Annotated in this window: 11 protein-coding genes; 7 read left to right on the top strand and 4 right to left on the bottom strand. The window is 68.4% G+C overall.

Annotation, left to right across the window (positions count from 1 at the left end; translation table 11 throughout):
• Positions 1-47: 47 nt before the first annotated feature.
• Positions 48-1,883, top strand: coding sequence for an acyl-CoA dehydrogenase (locus MLE43_RS04310; RefSeq protein ID WP_243302236.1), 1,836 nt, complete (start codon positions 48-50; stop codon positions 1,881-1,883).
• A gap of 61 nt (positions 1,884-1,944) precedes the next feature.
• On the opposite strand, the gene MLE43_RS04305 is transcribed toward MLE43_RS04310, so the two are convergent.
• From MLE43_RS04305 to MLE43_RS04290, 4 genes are all read right to left on the bottom strand, one after another.
• A complete protein-coding gene (locus MLE43_RS04305) occupies positions 1,945-3,408 on the bottom strand; it encodes a M14 family zinc carboxypeptidase (protein WP_243302235.1) in 1,464 nt (487 codons plus the stop codon).
• Between the two features lie 10 nt (positions 3,409-3,418).
• On the bottom strand, positions 3,419-4,492 hold the full coding sequence (locus MLE43_RS04300) for a S66 peptidase family protein (RefSeq protein ID WP_243302234.1): 1,074 nt from the start codon (positions 4,490-4,492) through the stop codon (positions 3,419-3,421).
• A 172-nt stretch (positions 4,493-4,664) separates the two neighbouring features.
• Positions 4,665-7,667, bottom strand: coding sequence for a TonB-dependent receptor (locus tag MLE43_RS04295; RefSeq protein WP_243302233.1), 3,003 nt, complete (start codon positions 7,665-7,667; stop codon positions 4,665-4,667).
• 292 nt (positions 7,668-7,959) lie between these two features.
• Entirely contained in the window at positions 7,960-9,465 is a 1,506-nt protein-coding gene (locus MLE43_RS04290; protein ID WP_243302232.1) for a sodium:solute symporter, read from the bottom strand.
• Between the two features lie 335 nt (positions 9,466-9,800).
• Here MLE43_RS04290 and nagA point away from each other — a divergent pair, with 335 nt between their 5' ends.
• Genes nagA through MLE43_RS04260 form a run of 6 tightly spaced genes read left to right on the top strand, consistent with a single transcriptional unit; the run spans position 9,801 to position 16,769 of the window.
• A complete protein-coding gene (nagA, locus tag MLE43_RS04285) occupies positions 9,801-10,925 on the top strand; it encodes an N-acetylglucosamine-6-phosphate deacetylase (RefSeq protein ID WP_243302329.1) in 1,125 nt (374 codons plus the stop codon).
• On the top strand, positions 10,915-11,925 hold the full coding sequence (locus tag MLE43_RS04280; RefSeq protein WP_243302328.1) for an SIS domain-containing protein: 1,011 nt from the start codon (positions 10,915-10,917) through the stop codon (positions 11,923-11,925). The genes nagA and MLE43_RS04280 overlap by 11 nt, the downstream gene beginning before the upstream one ends.
• A 5-nt stretch (positions 11,926-11,930) precedes the next feature.
• Entirely contained in the window at positions 11,931-12,818 is an 888-nt protein-coding gene (locus MLE43_RS04275; protein WP_243302231.1) for an N-acetylmuramic acid 6-phosphate etherase, read from the top strand.
• Positions 12,815-14,116 (top strand): MFS transporter, encoded by a 1,302-nt coding sequence (locus MLE43_RS04270; protein ID WP_420843163.1) that lies wholly within the window; start codon positions 12,815-12,817, stop codon positions 14,114-14,116. Before MLE43_RS04275 ends, MLE43_RS04270 begins: the two co-directional genes overlap by 4 nt.
• Positions 14,113-15,255, top strand: coding sequence for an acyltransferase family protein (locus MLE43_RS04265; RefSeq protein ID WP_243302229.1), 1,143 nt, complete (start codon positions 14,113-14,115; stop codon positions 15,253-15,255). Before MLE43_RS04270 ends, MLE43_RS04265 begins: the two co-directional genes overlap by 4 nt.
• Positions 15,237-16,769, top strand: a complete 1,533-nt coding sequence (locus MLE43_RS04260) for a glycoside hydrolase family 10-like protein (RefSeq protein ID WP_243302228.1) — start codon at positions 15,237-15,239, stop codon at positions 16,767-16,769. Before MLE43_RS04265 ends, MLE43_RS04260 begins: the two co-directional genes overlap by 19 nt.
• Positions 16,770-16,783 lie beyond the last annotated feature (14 nt).

Here is a 16,783-nt window from a genome sequence, read left to right as displayed (position 1 = left end):
CCCTCGTCCCTTGGAATCCATCCCGCTCTCTCCACCTGGAGGCTCCCATGAAGTACCTCGACGATATCCGTGACGTCCGCTTCAACCTCCTCGAGTGGCTGGATCTGGATGCGGTCCTGAAGTCCGAGCACTACCAGGAGGTCGACCGCGAGCAGCTGGCCATGGTGCTGGACGAGGCGCTGAAGGTGGCCAAGGGCAGCGTGGCCGCCTGCAACGAGACGGGCGACCGGGTCGGCGCCCAGTGGGAGAACGGCAAGGTCCGCCTGCCGGACGGGTTCGCCGAAGCCTTCCAGGACCTGGCCTCGGGCGGCTGGATCAGCGCCACCATGAGCCCCGAGTTCGGCGGCATGGGGTTGCCGGAATCCGTGGGCACGGGCATCAGCGAGTTCCTCATGGGAGCGAACACGGCGCTGGGCCTCAAGGTGCTGCTCACCCGCGGCGCCGCCCACCTCATCGAGACCTTCGGGAGCGACGAACTGAAGGCGGTCTACTGCGAGAAGATGTACACCGGGGAGTGGACCGGCACCATGTGCCTCACGGAGGCCGGCGCCGGCAGCGACCTGGGCGCGCTCACCACCAAGGCCGTGAAGCAGGCGGATGGCTCGTACCTCATCACCGGCGAGAAGATCTTCATCACCAGCGGCGACCATGAACTCACGCCGAACATCATCCATGCCGTACTGGCCCGCACCCCGGACGCCCCCGCGGGTCCGAAGGGGCTCAGCCTCTTCGTGGTGCCCAAGGTCCGCGTGAACGCCGACGGCAGCCTCGGCGCGCCCAACGACGTGGCCTGCGCCGGCATCGAGCACAAGCTGGGCATCCACGGCTCGCCCACCTGCAGCCTCGTGTTCGGCACCAACAACGGCAGCCAGGGCTTCCTGCTGGGGCAGGAAGGGCAGGGGCTCGCCCACATGTTCCAGATGATGAACGCCGCCCGCTACGAGGTCGGCGTCCAGGGCCTGGGGAATGCCTCCGCCGCCCATCAGGCCGCGGTGGCCTATGCGAAGGAGCGCCTGCAGGGGCGCGCCCCCAGCGCGGGCAAGGGGGCCGGGCAGTCCCTCATCGTCGAGCACCCCGACGTGCGCCGGATGCTCCTCATGCAGGCGGCCTACGTCCAGGCCATGCGGGCGCTCGTGACCTACACCGCCTGGTGCATGGACATGGCCCATGTCTCCTCCGGGGAGGAGCGCGATCGCTGGCAGGGCCTGGTCGAGTTGTTCACCCCCGTCTGCAAGGCCTGGAGTTCCGACTGGGGCTTCCGGGTGACGGAGTGGGCGCTGCAGACCTTCGGCGGCTACGGCTACACCATGGAGTACCCGGCCGAACAGTACCTCCGCGACTGCAAGATCGCCTCGATCTACGAGGGCACCAACGGCATCCAGGCCCTGGACCTGGTGGGCCGCAAGTTCCGCATGCAGGATGGCCGCCCCGTGAAGGCGCTGATGGGCCTCGTGGGGGCGACGGTCGCGTCCCTGGCCGCCGATCCGATGCTGGGCCCCTCCGCCCGTCAGCTGGGCGAGGCCGCGAAGGCCCTGGGCGCTGTGCTCCAGGACATCCCCGGGCGCGAGAACGCCGCCCTGCTCACGGGCCTGAATGCGGTGCCCATGCTGGACATGGTCGGCCATGTGGTCGCCGGCCATCTCCTGCTCCAGCAGGCCGCGCTGGCCCAGGGCAAGCTGGCCGCCCTCCTGCAGGAGCGGAGCGTGGACGCCGGGAATGCGTCCACCGTCCGGGCGCTCCTGGCCGAGAGCCGCGAAGCGGCCTTCTATCACAACAAGGTGCAGGTCGCGATCCACTTCGCCCACCGGGGTCTGCCCCTGGTGGCCGCCCAGGCCGTGGCCCTTCACGCGGGCGAAACCGCCCCCATGGAGGCGATGTTCTAGTTCAAGCCACCACCCTGGTGGAGAATCGGGCCCCGGTCGAATGCCTCGACCTGGGGCCCGATCACTGTCTGGGGGCGGAAGGCGCCGGAAGGCCCGCGGTGCCGGCCGGCCGGCCGCCGACCAGGGTGCCGCGGAGGATGGCGCCTTCGAGCGAGAGCCTGCCGGCCGCCCCAGGCCGGTAGAGGAGCACGGGCCCCTCGTAGCCGGGGCGCGCCACCGCGGGGGTTCCGAGGGCGCGGACCGCGGCGAGGAGCGCGGCCTCTTCCACCTCGGCCAGACCCTGTGCCTGGAGCGAAGCCTTGAGGGAGGGCCAGTCTCCGGCCGGCGGGTTTGGCCAGGGCACGGCGAACAGTTCGGTCGCGTCGACTTCCGTGAGGCCGTGGGCATGGGCGAGGTCACCCACGTCCACCACGGCCGGCTCCCGGCGATGGTGGCTGTCGCCGGCAAAGGGGCCCGGGACGACGAAGGCCAGGTCGGCCGTGAAGGGGGGCAGCCCCCGCCCGCCCGCCAGGCGGGCATGGCGCAGGACGAGGGTGAAGAGGGCCTCCCGCACGTTCATGGGGATCCGGGCGTAGTCCTCGGAGGGAACCGCTTCGAGCGAGCCGTCCGCGATGGCCGAGAGCGACCCGATCAGCGCCACGAAGTTCAGCCGGACGAGCCGCTCCGCCTCGCCGGGGCCGGCCCAGCCGCCGGTCTCGATCAGGAGCGTCGCCGTTCCCCAGCGGGTCATGGAGTCGCCGAAGGCCCGGGCCGTGTAGTCCATGTCGTACCGGGAGATCCGCCCGGCGGCAAAGGGGGCGAGGAGCCGCTGCACGGTGACCGCGAGCCGCTTGGTGGCCCGCGTCCCCTCCGTCTCCGTGAGGGCCGCATCGCCGGGAACCGACAGGAGCGCGATCGCCACCTGGCCGCCCATCTGGCCGGCCAGGAGATTGGGGTTCTGGTTGTGGAGGTTGTAGCCGATCACCGGTTTCACCCGGTCCCGCACGGCCTTCAGGAAGCGCCCCTCGGGTGACGAAAGCCGCAGCGCATCGCGGTTGATGTCGATCTCCTGGGCGTTCCGGCGCTGGGTCCGCTCGGCCCCGTCCGGGTTCAGCATCGGGATGATCCACAGGGTCAGGTTCGACAGGAGCTCCCGCACCGCCGGGTCCGAGCGGTTCGCGCCGAACCAGTTCAGGACGTCCAGGAGGGCCGCGGTGGCGGTCGGCTCGTCGCCATGCATCTGGGACCAGAGCAGGACACCCTTCGGTCCGTTCCCGACCCGCAGGAGCGGGATCTTCCGCCCTTCGGAGGAGACTCCTTCCTCCACGATCGTGAAGAGCCCCGGGTGCCGGGTCTGGAGGTCGTCCACGGCCGCGCGGAGGCCGGCGTGCTTGAGGGCCCAGGGATCGGGCGGGGAGACCCGGGCGCGGGGCCAGGCGTCCCAGAGCGCCTGGGCCCTGGGGGTGGCCGGCGCAGGGACCCCTCCCAGAGCGGCGCCGGCCTGGAGGACCAGGGCGAGAACAGGGGAGAGCAGGGCTCGCTTCAAGGCAACCGTCCTACAGCACAGCGGGTTCAAGCATGGTGATCGTTCCGCGCCCGGCATCGATCTGCGCCCGGATCCCGACCGGAACCGTGAACTTGTTGTCGATGTGGCCGATCATCGCCCCGTACCACGCGGGGATCTTCAGAGGCTTGAGGTGGTCGTTCAGGACCTCTTCCAGGGTCAGCGAGCCGTGGCCCTCGCCGGGGCTGCACTTGGTGCATTTCCCGAACACGCACCCCGCGATCTTGTCCAGCACGCCGGCGAGTTTCAGCTGGGTCATCATGCGGTCGATGCGGTAGATGTTCTCGTTGGTGTCCTCGAGGAACAGGATGGCGCCCTGCCAGTCCGGCAGGTAGTCCGAGCCGAGCATGGCGGTCAGGACGGTCAGATTCCCGCCGAGCAGCCGGCCCGAGGCGGTGCCGGGCGTGATGGTCTGGACCCTGTCCTGGGTCACCGCCAGGTTGTCGCCCTTGTTCTTCGGGTTGTCCATGACGACGGCCTCCGCGTCGAAGAGGACGCGACGGGCGTAGGCCAGGGAGTAGGCGTTCCAGGTCGAGGCGCCCACCGGGCCGTGGAAGGTCACGAGACCCGTCTTGGCGTGGATGGCGGTCAACAGGGAGGTGATGTCGCTGTAGCCGAGCAGGACCTTGGGGTGGGCGGCGATGGTCTTGTAGTCGAGCAGCGGCAGGAGGCGATTGCAGCCCCAGCCGCCGCGGACGCAGAGGATGGCATCCACCGAGTCATCCGCGAACATCTCGTTGAGGTCGGCAGCGCGGTCCGCATCCTTCCCGGCCAGGTACCCGTAGCGGTCGAGGACGTGCTTCCCGAGCCGGGCCTTCAGGCCGAGGGCCTCGACCGTCTCCTGCACGATGGCGAGCTCTTCCGTGACCCAGGTGGCACTGGCGGGGCTGACCAGGCCCACGGTCGCACCCGCCTTGAGACGACGGGGCTTGACGGCAGTCCGGGAGGAGCCGGTTCCGGGGGACCGGCCTCCGGGGGCGTCTCCGGCCATGAGCGCGGGTGCGGCATGGGCCGACAGGGCGGCGATCAGGGCCGTCTGGAGAAACGAACGTCGATCCTGGTTCACGGAGATCCCCATGAGGTGAGGGTGGAGCGGTGGATGTCTGGGCATGACTAGGGCGAAGGTTCGAAAAGGATCATGAACCTTCGCCCTGGGTTGACTGAACGACTTGCATGGCCTTGTCTTCAGGTCCTGGTCCGCCCGGATGGTGGGGGCGTCAGGGTGATGCGTGAAGGCCTCAGAACATGAACCGGACGCCGAACTGGGCCCGGCGGGGGAGCCAGAAGGTCTGTTCCAGGCCAGGGTTGGTCGAGTGCACGCTGCTCTGGACGTTGTAGCCGGTCTGCTTGTTGAAGACGTTGTAGATGTCCACCGTGCCTTCAAGCCGGTTCTTCTTGCTCGCCCAGAAGATCTGGGTGTAGGTCAGGTCCACCTGGTAGTGGGCCGAGGTGACGTGGGAGCCCGCGGGCTCGGCATAGCGGTTCGTATCGCTGGTGCTCGAGCTGCCCTGGGTGGTGCGGTCCGCCAGGTAGGCGGTGTAGTCCTGGTACTGCCAGGGCTGGCCGGACTGGTAGACGAAGTAGGCGCCGACGGTCGCCCGCCAGGGCAGCGTGTAGGTGCCATAGACCTTCAGCTTGTGCCGACGGTCGCCGGAGAGGTTGCCGTACTTGTTGTTCCAGAGCTGGCGGCCGAAGTCGTCGGCGATGTTGGAGGAGCCGATGAAGACATTCGAGTCGTTGGCCAGGGTGGTGGTGGAGTTGTCCTGGTCGAAGTTGCCGTAGTAGTGGCTCCAGGCGTAGGACATGTTCAGGTAGGTCTTCTCGCCCTTGTATTCCAGTTCGAGACCCGTCTCGTAGTACTTGGTGAAGGCGTTGTCCAGCTGGGCGATGACGAACACGTTCTTGGCCGCGAGGTCATTGGCGTACGTGGTCCCGGTCAGCTGATTCATCATCAGGTAGAGGTTCGGGATGTAGTAGGTCTGGGGGATGCCTGCCGGGGGGTTGAACATGACCCGGGCGCCGTTGTCGGTGTCCTCCCAGAAGTTGACGCTCTTGCGATAGCGGGCGTAGAGCCGGCCGCTCAGGCCACTGCCCAGGTCCTTGGTGGTGCCGATGAGGAACTCATCCGTGTGGCGAGGCTTCATGCCCGGCGTGTAGAGCTTGCCGGTGGAGGATGAGTCCGTCTGGTGGTCCACCTGGTTGCCCGCGGGGTCGAAGTAGACGTTGACGGTGGCGGCCAGGTTGCGGTCCCAGGAGGAGGCGCGAGGGAGGGAGGACACGGCCGGCACGAAGCGGGCGTAGTTGGCGTAGACCGTGTCTTCCTTCTGGTAGTTCCAGATGACGCCCAGGCGGGGCTGGAGGGTGTCGGCGAACTTGACTTCGTGCTCCAGGTACCTATTGCCCCGGGCCTGCACATAGCCGGAGACCGTGGAGGGATCCTCGCGGAGACCGGAGCCGTAGAGCTTGTCGTTGCTGATGACGAAGCCCACGTTGAAGGTGAACTGGTTCCACTTGATCTTGTCGTTGACCTCGTAGTTGAGGGCCACGTACTCCGAGTGGATGGCGGGCACGCCCGAGATCCCCTGCTGGTTCACGGCCGCCACGAAGTTGTAGGGCAGGTGGAGAATGGGAGAGAGCGGGGGATACACGGCCGTGGAGCCGCTGCCCTGGGGTGCGCCCATGGAGATGGCGCCCCACCCGTTGGAGATCCGGTAGAGGTCCTCCATCTCCTTCCACCACTGGACGCCCGCATGGAAGGTGTGGGTGACGTTGGTGCCCCACACGGCGTCGTAGGCCAGCTCGTAGTTGCGGCGGAAGAAGTTCTGGTTGTTGATTTCCTGGTAGCCGCCGACATAGCCGCCGCCGCCCGTGGCGCCGGTGGGGTCGGCCGTGTAGCCGTACTTGGTGATGAAGGGCTGGACGAAGGCGTTGTAGGCCGCCTGGGCGGTCGTGAGCGTCCCGGTGAACAGCTTCGGCACCTGGAACCGGCCCTGCGTGTCGAGCGCATTGACATTCAGGGTGGTGCTGCCGAAGGCGGGCACGACGGAGGACCGGTAGTCCGGATGATCTCCGCTCTTGAAGATGAAGTTGGTGGTCTTGAAATTGATGAAGCTGTTGGGGGTCACGTTCCAGGTGGCCTCCAGCGTGCCAATCTTCATCTTGGTCTCGGAGCCCTGGCCCGTGGTGGCGGCGAAGGCCGAGCCGCCGTAGCCCGAATGCTGGGCGGTGTCATCCGAATTGCGGTAGCTCCCGTGGATCAGCAGGTTCTGGGTGGGAGCATAGGTCAGCTTGCCGAAGTACTCATTCCGGGTCTCAGAGTAGTTGGGGGTGGCGCCATAGAGGTTGGCGCTGTTCTGCTGGCTGACCGTGGGGCGATACAGGGAGATGAAGTAGTAGAGCTTGTCCGTGAGGAGGGGGCCGCCGACATTCGCGCTCGCGTAGGTCTTCTCCTGCTCGAAGACCGCCGCCGTGGCGTTCTTGCGCCGGGCCACCAGGTTGTCGGGGAGGATCTGGTAGGACAGCTCGCCCGAGAAGGTGTTGGTGCCGGACTTGCTGATGGAGTTGATGCTGTAGCCGGCCGAGCGGTTGAAGCCGGTGGCATCCGAACCGCCTTTGCTGATGGTGATCTGGTCGATGTCGTGGCCCGAAGGCTGGGAGGACATGGTTCCATACATCGGCAGGTTGACGTTCACGCCGTCGAACTGGTGGACGTTGTCCTGGCCGCTGCCGCCGGCGCTGGGGCCGCGCACCGCATCCTGGGTGTACATGACGCCCGGAATGAGCTTGACCAGGTCGCGGTAGTCCTGGCCCACCGGCAGCGCGTTCATCACATCCGAGCTGATGGAGGTCTTGAGATCGGCGGAGGTGGCGTCGACCATGGTGGCCTGGGCCATCACTTCGACCGTCGCACCCGCGGTCGCCGCGTCGGCCATGGCCACGTTGACGGTGCTGTTCTGCTGGAGGGACACGACCGTGCTGCGCTTCTCGGTCGCCTTCGCAGGATGGGTGAAGGTGAGCACATACTCGCCGGGAGGCAGGAACGGCATCCGGTAATCGCCGTTTTCACCGGTGACCGCGCGCCGCGGCTGGGGGAGCGTGTTGCCCGTGGCTTCGATGCGGACGCCCGACAGCGGTTTCCCATCCTTGCCGAGCACCTTTCCCATGATGGCGCCGGATTGCTGGGCCACCGCAGGAAGAGCGACCAGGGTCAGCGCCAACGCGCTCCAATGCCGTTTGTGCATGTTTTTCTCCTGAAAGGGGCGACGGCCCGGATCCTTCATTGTTTAGAGGATTTGGATGGCTGATCACCTGTATACAGCAAACCGTGTGAGGCAGGATAGACAATTCGGCCGGCTTGACGATTGGTTAAATATCGATTGCGTTGATCAACGGTCAGGCCCGCCATGATCGGGAATAGCCAATGGGTCTTATCAAGATGTAAAGACAATGACGATAGGGACGACTTGAGATAACGCCCGATGCCCGGACATCGAATGGGGACAAATCTGCATATTAGTAAAAACAATAATTGTATTAATATTTGTTATCAGTGTGCCTGGTGGTGGGAGGACCGCCGAAGCCTCCGCGCAGCAGACAGCTGCCGTTCCCCAGCAGGATCGTCACCGCGCAGCCGATCAGGGTGTGCCAGGTGAAGTCGATTCTCGTGAAGGCGAGAACGGCCACCATGGCCAGCAGCCCGCCGGTGAACCCGATCATCGCGTCCCGCTGAGAGGTCCGGCTGAAGAACAGCCCGAGGAAGAACGTCCCGAGCAGTCCGCCGTAGGTCAGCGAGGCGATCTTCAGGCCCAGCTCGACGACCGGGTTCTTCGTATCGGTGAAGAGCATCGCGCCGGCCATGAGCAGGACGCCCCACACCAGCGTGAAGATCCGCGACCAGCGGATCTCGCCCCGTTCGTCCAGGGTGCGCCCGCGCGGCGTGAGCTTGAAGAGGTCCAGGTAGGTCGAGGAGGCCAGCGAACTGATCGAAGAAGAGAGGGTTCCCATGGCGGAGGCGAGCACGCCCGCGACCACCAGACCCGCCATCCCGGTCGGCAGGTTCTCGACGATGAACTTCGGAAAGACCTCGTCCGAGGTGGCGAGCCCGAGCTGCTGGGTGGTCACGCCACCGTAGAAGGCATACAGGCACAGACCCAGCACGAGGAAGAAACCGAACTGGAGCAGGATGAACGAGGCGTCGAGCATGAGGGCCCGCTGGCTGTCCCAGCGGGTCCGGCAGCCCAGGAGCCGCTGCACGAGCAGCTGGTCCGTGCCGTGGGAGGCCATGGTGAGGAAGGTCCCTCCGATCAGGCCGCCCAGCAGGGTGTAGGGCGCCGCGAGGAAGGCGTAGAGGGAGCCGCCGGTGTGGCCATGGATGAAGGCGAACTTGTCCTGGCCATTCGAGGTGGCGAAGGCGACCACGTCGGCCCACCCATGGGGCAGGCGGTGGAGGATGAGCACCATCGACGCCACGGCACCCCCGAGGTAGATGAAGAGCTGGACCACGTCCATGGCGACGACGGCCTTCAGGCCGCCGAGGTAGGTGTAGGCGAGGGTGAACCCGCCGATGAGCAGGATGCTTGCCGGATAGTCGAGCCCGGTGATGAGGTGCACCGGGATCGCGGTGGCGAACAGGCGGACCCCGGAGGCGAGCACGCGGGTGACGATGAACACGGTGGACGTGAAGCGCCGCATGGGGAGCCCGAAGCGCTTCCCGAGGAAGTCGTAGGCCGTCTCCAGGTCGCCACGGTAGTACGCGGGGATGAACACGATGCTCACGATCAGGCGGCCGATGAAGTAGCCCACGACCAGCTGGAGGAAGGTCATGTTCCCCTTGAAGGCCAGCCCGGGAATGCTGATGAAGGTCAAGGTGCTCGTTTCGCTGGCCACGATGGAGAAGCCGACGGCCCACCAGGACATCTCCTTCCCGCCCAGGAAGTAGTCCCGCGAGGATCGCTGGCGGCCCGAGATGAGGATGCCTGCCACGGTCACGCCCAGGAGGTACACGATGACGATCGCAAGGTCCAGAGGCGCAAAACCCATGAGGAGCATCCTTGTGGCAATGGATGGATGGTGGCACAGGGGGCTGGGCCAGGGTCAAGGAGCCTCGGCCTTGCGGGCCTTCCAGCTGCCGACTTGTTCCCCGCAAGTCATCCGGATCCCCGTGCGAGGGGAGTGGATGAGGCCAGGAGAAGGATCGCCGCATACGCCGCGAGAATCTGGAATGCCGCTCGCCAAAGGGTTGGAACGCCGGTAAGGTTTTTTCAAATGTTCTCCGCCCTCGCCCCATCCATTTCCGCTATGACCGGGGCCGTCCTCCGCGCCCGAGGGCAGCGGGAACCCCAGCCGCGGGACGACCAGCCCCAGAGGCCGGCGTGATGCGCCTCGAAGGTGTGGTGCTCACGCCCCAGGGCTTCCGGTCAGGGGCGCTGGAGATCGGTCCGGACGGCCGGATCATCCAGGTGGTGGGTGCGCCCGTCGAGGAAGCGGCCGCGAGGAAGGGAGCGCTTCCCATCATCCTTCCGGGCTTCATCGACCTGCACGTGCACGGCGGCGGCGGGCACGACGTGATGGATGGCGGGGGCGCCGCCGCCCGGGTGGCGCAGTTCCACGCCGGTCACGGCACCACGGCCATCGCCGCCACCACCATGACGGCGCCCTGGGAGGATCTGGAGGCCGCCTTCCGGGGGCTGGCTCCCCATGTCCAGGTCCGGCCCTCGAACGGCGCACGCATCCTGGGCGTCCACCTGGAAGGCCCCTACATCAACCGGGAACGCCTCGGGGCGCAGCCGGACCATGCCCGCCCCATCGACCTGGCTGAGCTTCGGCGCCTCCACGCCCTCGCGCCGATCCGCCTCGTCACCCTCGCGCCGGAGATCCCGGCCAACCTGCGGGCCTTCCGCGAGCTGCTGGCCGAGGGCATCCGCGTCCAGATCGGCCATACGGAGGGCTCCTACGAGGAGGCCGTCGAAGCCCTCCATCATGGCGCCAGCAGCTTCACGCACCTGTTCAATGCCATGCCCGGCCTGCACCACCGCAACCCGGGCGTGGTGGGGGCCGCCCTCGCGTGGGCGGAGTACGCGGAGATCATCCCGGACCTGCTGCACGTCCATCCCGGAGCGATCCTCGCCGCGAAGCGCGCCATCCCCCGTCTGTACTGCGTGACCGACTCGACCTCGGCCGCGGGCATGCCCGATGGCGAGTACCGGCTGGGCCGCCACAAGGTGGTGAAGTGCCTCGGCGGTGTCCGCCTGCCGGACGGCACGCTGGCGGGGTCGGCGCTCACCATGGATCAGGCCCTGCGCAACCTGGTGGACGGCCTCGGCCTGAGCCTGGCCGAAGCCGCGCGGTGCCTCTCCACGAACGCCGCGGATCACCTCGGCCTGTCGGATCGCGGACGTCTGGTCCCAGGCGCCATGGCCGACGCCGTGGTGCTGGACGGCGACCTGTCGCTCCAGGGCGTTCTCCTGGAAGGAGTCTGGCGTGACCCGGATGCTCGATGAAACGCGCGAGGCGCCCGCCGCGGTGGCGCGCCTCCTGGCCTCCGGGTTGGAGGAGTACCGGACCTTCGGCGATTTCCTCCGGCTGAACCCCCCGACGGGGATCCTCACCCTCGCGCGGGGCAGCTCGGACCACGCGGCCCAGCATACGGGCTACCTCATCATGGCGCGCCTCGGGAAGCTCGTGACCTCGCTGCCCATGTCGCTCGTGACGCTCTACCACGCGAACCTGGCCCGGCCCGGCCTGCTCGTGATGGCCTTCTCCCAATCCGGGCAGAGCCCGGATCTGGTCGACCCCATGCGCTACTTCACCAAGAACGGGGCAACCACGGTGGCCCTGGTGAATGCCGCCGATTCGCCCCTGGCCCGGGAAGCCTCGCGGGTCTTCCCCCTGCATGCTGGCGAGGAGCGGAGCGTGGCCGCCACGAAGTCGTTCATCGGCCAGCTCGTGGCCGGGGCCCGGATCGTGGCCGCCTGGGAGCAGGATCCGGAGTTCACGGAGGGCCTCGCCCAACTGCCCCGGGCCCTCGAACACGCCGCCTCGGCCGACTGGACAGCGGGTGTCCAGGCGCTGACCCCTGTGGACCGGCTGTTCATCCTGGGGAGGGGCACCGGCCTGGCCATTGCCCAGGAGGCGGCCCTCAAGCTAAAGGAGACCTGTGGGATCCAGGCGGAGGCCTTCTCGGGCGCCGAGGTCCGGCACGGCCCCATGGCCATCGTGGAGGCAGGGTTTCCGCTCCTGATCTTCGCTCCGCGGGGGCCGGCCCAGGCCGGCCTGATCGCCCTGGCCGACGATTTCCGGGCCAAGGGCGCGCGCGTGCTGCTCGCCGCCCCGCCCGACACGCCCGGGACCATGCTCCCGCTGGTGCCCGCCCCGCATCCGGAACTCGACACGGTGACCGCGATCCAGAGCTTCTACCCCATGGTCGAGGCCCTCTCCCGGGCCCGGGGCTTCGACCCAGACCATCCGCAGCACCTCTCGAAAGTCACAAGGACACGATGAACGCCATGCTGCCCCCTCGCACCGAACAGCCCTTCCCAGGGCATGAGCACCTGGATGAATACGAGACCGGTCGGCTCGTCGAGGTGCTCGTCGACGACCAGGCCGTGGCGGCCCGCGCGGTCCGGAACGCCGCCGCGCAGCTCACGCAGGCGGTGGACGCCGCGGTCCCCCGGCTCGAGCAGGGCGGCCGTCTCATCTACGTGGGGGCGGGGACTTCCGGCCGACTGGGCCTGCTCGACAGCGTGGAGCTGAACCCGACCTTCTCCTGGCCCCACGACCGCTCCATCGCGATCCTGGCAGGCGGCCCGCCGGCCATCTACCAGGCCGTCGAAGGGGCCGAGGATGACCAGGAGTGGGGCGCGCAGGACCTTCTGGCCCTCAAGCCCGGGCCGCACGACGTGGTGATCCTGCTCGCAGCTTCCGGGGCCACCCCGTACACCCTGGGCGCCCTCGCGGCCGCCCGGTCCGCCGGAGCCCTCACCATCGGCATCGCGAACAATCCGGAGGCCCCCCTGACGGCAGGGGCGGAGGTCGGCATCACCCTCGATACCGGCCCGGAGGTCATCTCCGGCAGCACGCGCCTGAAGGCCGGCACCTCGCAGAAGATCGCCCTGAACACCTTCTCGTCGGCCGTGATGGTGAAGCTGCACAAGGTCTTCGGCAACCTCATGGTCGACGTGCGTCCCACCAACGCGAAGCTGGTGCGCCGCGCGATCCGCCTGGTGGCCTTGGCCACGGGCGCGGACGAGGTCCGGGCCCGGGAAGCCTTCGAGGCCTGTGATGCGCAGGTGAAGCCCGCGATCGTCTCGCTCCTGAAGGGCCTTCCGCCCGACCAGGCCCGGGAGCGTCTCTCGGCCGTCCAGGGCAGCGTGCGCGCCGCGCTGAGGGACTGAGCGTGCCGGACCTGGCCCCGCCACCGGCCGCACAGCGGCCCCAGTCCCCCTGGGCGTGGGTCCCCTCCCTGTACTTTGCCGAGGGGCTCCCCTACGTCACCGTGATGGTCCTGTCGGTGGTGTTCTACAAGAACATGGGCATCCCCAACACGGCCATCGCCCTCTACACGAGCTGGCTGTACCTGCCGTGGGTGATCAAGCCCCTCTGGTCGCCCGTCGTGGACCTGCTGGGCACCAAGCGCGCCTGGATCGTCCTCCTCCAGGGGGCGATGGGCGTGGGGTTCGCCCTGCTGGCCCTCACGATCCCGGCCCCCTCCTTCTTCCGGCTCACCCTCGCCATGTTCTGGATCGTGGCCTTCGCGTCCGCCACCCACGACATCGCGGCGGACGGGTTCTACCTGCTGGCGCTTCCCGAGAAGCAGCAGGCGGCCTTCGTGGGCCTCCGCAGCGCCTTCTATCGGGCCGCGATGATCGCGGGGCAGGGCGGACTGGTCTTCCTCGCCGGCAAGCTGAGTGAACGATCCGGCGACCCCAGGCGCGCCTGGATGACCGTGTTCGCGGCCCTCGGCCTCTTCTTCCTCGGTGCCTTCGCCTGGCATCGCCTGGTGCTTCCGCGGCCGAGTCTGGATGGCCCCAGTGGCGAGAAGACGGGCCTCCTCTCCGGATCCGTGGCCACCTTCCGGAGCTTCTTCGCGCGCCGGGACATCCTCCTCGTGCTGGGGTTCCTGCTCACCTTCCGTCTGGGCGAGGCCCAGGCCATCAAGATGGTGACCCCCTTCCTGCTGGATCCGGCGGCGAAGGGCGGCCTCGGCATGACCACCGCGCAGGTGGGGCTGGCCTACGGGACGGTCGGCGTGGTCTTCCTCACGGCCGGCGGGCTCGTGGGCGGGTATGTCATCTCGCGGATGGGGCTCCGGCGGTGGCTGTGGCCCATGACCGTGGCCGTCCACATCCCCAACCTGGCCTTCGTCTACCTCGCCCTCTTCCGGCCCGGCGGACTGGCCACCGTGGCCACAGCCATCGCCCTCGAGCAGTTCGGCTACGGCTTCGGCTTCACGGCCTACATCATGTTCATGGTCATGATCGCCGAAGGACCCCACCGGACGGCCCACTACGCCATCGCCACCGGCTTCATGGCCATGGGCATGATGCTGCCGGGCATGGCGAGCGGCTGGATCCAGGAGCGGCTGGGCTATCTGAACTTCTTCATCTGGGTGTGCTGCGCGACGCTGCCCTCGATCCTCCTCACGGCCTTTCTGCGCATCGACCCCGCCTTCGGCCGGAGGGAACAGCCATGACCGGCTCCCGGCGACTGGCCTCCCTGGACGCCTTCCGCGGGTTCGCGATCGCCGGCATGGTGCTGGTGAACAACCCCGGCAGCTGGAAGCACGTCTACGGGCCGCTCGAGCACGCCGAGTGGAACGGCTGCACGTTCACCGATCTGATCTTCCCCTTCTTCCTCTTCGCGGCCGGGCTCGCCATGACGATCTCGCTCGGCGCCAAGGCCCGTGCGGGCAGCGACCGCCCCGCGATCTTCCGCGGCATCCTCCGGCGGGCGGCCATCATCTTCGGGATCGGACTGGTGCTCAACCTGATCCCGGCCTTCCATCTGTCCACGCTGCGCGTCCCCGGGGTGCTCCAGCGGATCGCCCTCACCGTCGTGCTGGGCGCGCCCGTCGTCCTCTGGGGCCGGTGGCGGGCCGCCCTGGCCGCGGCCCTCGGCTGCTTCGGGCTGTACCTGGTCCTGATGCTCTGGGTGCCCGTCCGCGGGGCCGATGGCCTCCTCGCCGCCGGCCGCCTCGAACCGGGCCAGGATTTCGGAGCCTGGCTGGACCGCCTGCTGCTCGGGGGCCATCTCTGGGCCAGGGCCCGGACCTGGGATCCGGAGGGCCTCGTGGGGACCCTGACGGCCACGGCCAGCCTGCTCTCCGGGGCCCTGGCGGGGTGGTTCCTCGCCTCGCCGGGGCGGAGGCCCAGGTCCCATGGGCTCCTCCTGGCCGGCTTGGCGCTGCTCGGCCTCGGCGCCGGCCTAGGGGCGTATTTCATTCCGATCAACAAGAACCTCTGGACGCCCTCCTACGTGCTCTACACCTCGGGCTGGGCCTGCCTCTTCCTGGCCGCGTTCCACGCCGCCCTGGACGAGGCTCCGGCCGCGGTGCGCGATGCGGCCAGGCGGGTCTGCCTCCCGCTCACCATCTATGGGATGAATGCCCTGTTCCTGTTCGTCTGCTCGGGGGTGGTCGCCCGGGTGCTGCAGACCGTGACGATTGCCGGCTCCGCCGGGCCGGTGTCCCTGAAGGAGCGGGCCTTCGAGGCCCTCGCCAGGCTGCCGATCTCCCCCGAGAACGCTTCGCTCGCCTTCGCGCTGCTGTTCAACCTGGCGATGTACGGGGTCGCCTGGGGGATGTGGAGGAAGAAGTGGTTCGTCAAAGTCTGAGCCGGCTCCGCGCCCTGGGCCCCTGCGTCCTGCTGCTGTTCGTGGGCTGCCTGACCCGGGTGGTGCCTGATGGACGGCGGTCCCCCGCGAATCCGCCCCCGGCCCCACGGGAGTTCCGCGCGGCCTGGGTGGCCACGGTGGCGAACATCGACTGGCCCAGTCGGCGCCAGGAACCCGTCGAGGCCCAGCAGGCCGAGGTCCGCGACATCATCGCCAAGGCCCGGGCCATCGGGCTCAACGCGCTCATCCTGCAGGTCCGGCCTTCCGCCGATGCCCTCTATGCCTCCCCGCTCGAGCCCTGGTCCGAGTTCCTGACCGGGACCCAGGGCAGGCCCCCCGAGCCCTTCTACGACCCGCTGGCCTTCTGGATCGAGGAAGCCCATCGCGCGGGCCTCGAGCTGCACGCCTGGTTCAACCCCTTCCGGGTGCGGGCCAGCTCAGCCCGATCGGCCTCCGCGCCCAACCACCTGTCCCGCGCCCGCCCCGATCTGGTCCGGAGCTACGGTGACCAGCTCTGGCTGGATCCCGGGGAGCCCGGGGCGGTGGACCATGTCGTCGCCGTCATCCTCGATGTTGTCCATCGCTACGATGTGGACGGCGTGCACATCGACGACTATTTCTATCCGTACCCGGTCAAGAACGACGCGGGGCAGGCGGTGGATTTCCCGGACGACCCCTCGTGGCGCGCCTTCCGGGAGAGCGGCGGGACGATTTCCCGCGCCGACTGGCGGCGGCAGAACGTCGACCGGTTCCTGGAGCGGGTCTACCGCGAGGTCCATCGCGAGAAACCGTACGCGCGGGTCGGCGTGAGCCCCTTCGGCCTCGGCCGGCCCGATCGCCGCCCCCCCGGCGTCAACGGCTTCAGCCAGTACGACGAGCTCTACGCGCATGCCGAAGTGTGGCTCGAGCGGGGGTGGGTGGACTACCTCATGCCCCAGCTCTACTGGAAGCGGGAGGCGGCCGGCCAGCCCTTCGGCACCCTGCTCGACACCTGGCGGGCGCAGAATCCCAAAGGCCGGCCGGTGTGGCCGGGTCTGTTCACGAGCCGCACGGTCGCGCCCGAGCCGTGGCCGGCGGCGGAGATCATCGAGCAGATCCGCCTGACCCGGTCCCGGGGCGGCGTGCCAGGGCATGCCCACTTCAGCATGGCGGCCCTGCGATCGAACGCCGGCGGGATCGCGGACCGCCTCACGGAGCTCTACGCCGGCCCGGCCCTGGTTCCCACGGCGGAATGGCTCGGAGGCAGCACTCCTCCTCCGCCCTCGGTCTGGTTGCAAGGGGCGAAGGCGGGCGCCACGGAAGTCCGGGTGGCCTGGACGGGCGGGGGGGATGCCCGCCTCCTGGCCCTCTGGGGCCGGTACGGCGAGGCCTGGCGGTTCTTCACGCTGCCGGCCGGAGGCGGAGCCCTTCCCGCCCGGTCCGGCGGTCAACCGCTGGAGTCCGTCCGCGCTTTTTCGGTGGGGCCGACGGGCCTGGAAAGCCCGGCCGCGGCCATCATGGATCAGCGGAAGTGAAGGATGAGGACCGG

This window comes from Geothrix oryzisoli, assembly GCF_022808865.1.
GTDB lineage: Bacteria > Acidobacteriota > Holophagae > Holophagales > Holophagaceae > Geothrix > Geothrix oryzisoli.
Note: the sequence above shows the minus strand (reverse complement) of the source record. Positions and strands in the feature narration are given on the sequence as shown.

What these genes read in the sequence shown, in the direction of transcription:
- MLE43_RS04310 (WP_243302236.1), top strand. Translation starts at nt 48, where the DNA reads ATGAAGTACCTCGACGATATCCGTGACGTCCGCTTCAACCTCCTCGAG.
- MLE43_RS04295 (WP_243302233.1), bottom strand. Translation starts at nt 7,667, where the DNA reads ATGCACAAACGGCATTGGAGCGCGTTGGCGCTGACCCTGGTCGCTCTT.
- MLE43_RS04290 (WP_243302232.1), bottom strand. Translation starts at nt 9,465, where the DNA reads ATGGGTTTTGCGCCTCTGGACCTTGCGATCGTCATCGTGTACCTCCTG.
- nagA (WP_243302329.1), top strand. Translation starts at nt 9,801, where the DNA reads ATGCGCCTCGAAGGTGTGGTGCTCACGCCCCAGGGCTTCCGGTCAGGG.
- MLE43_RS04280 (WP_243302328.1), top strand. Translation starts at nt 10,915, where the DNA reads ATGCTCGATGAAACGCGCGAGGCGCCCGCCGCGGTGGCGCGCCTCCTG.
- MLE43_RS04275 (WP_243302231.1), top strand. Translation starts at nt 11,931, where the DNA reads ATGCTGCCCCCTCGCACCGAACAGCCCTTCCCAGGGCATGAGCACCTG.
- MLE43_RS04265 (WP_243302229.1), top strand. Translation starts at nt 14,113, where the DNA reads ATGACCGGCTCCCGGCGACTGGCCTCCCTGGACGCCTTCCGCGGGTTC.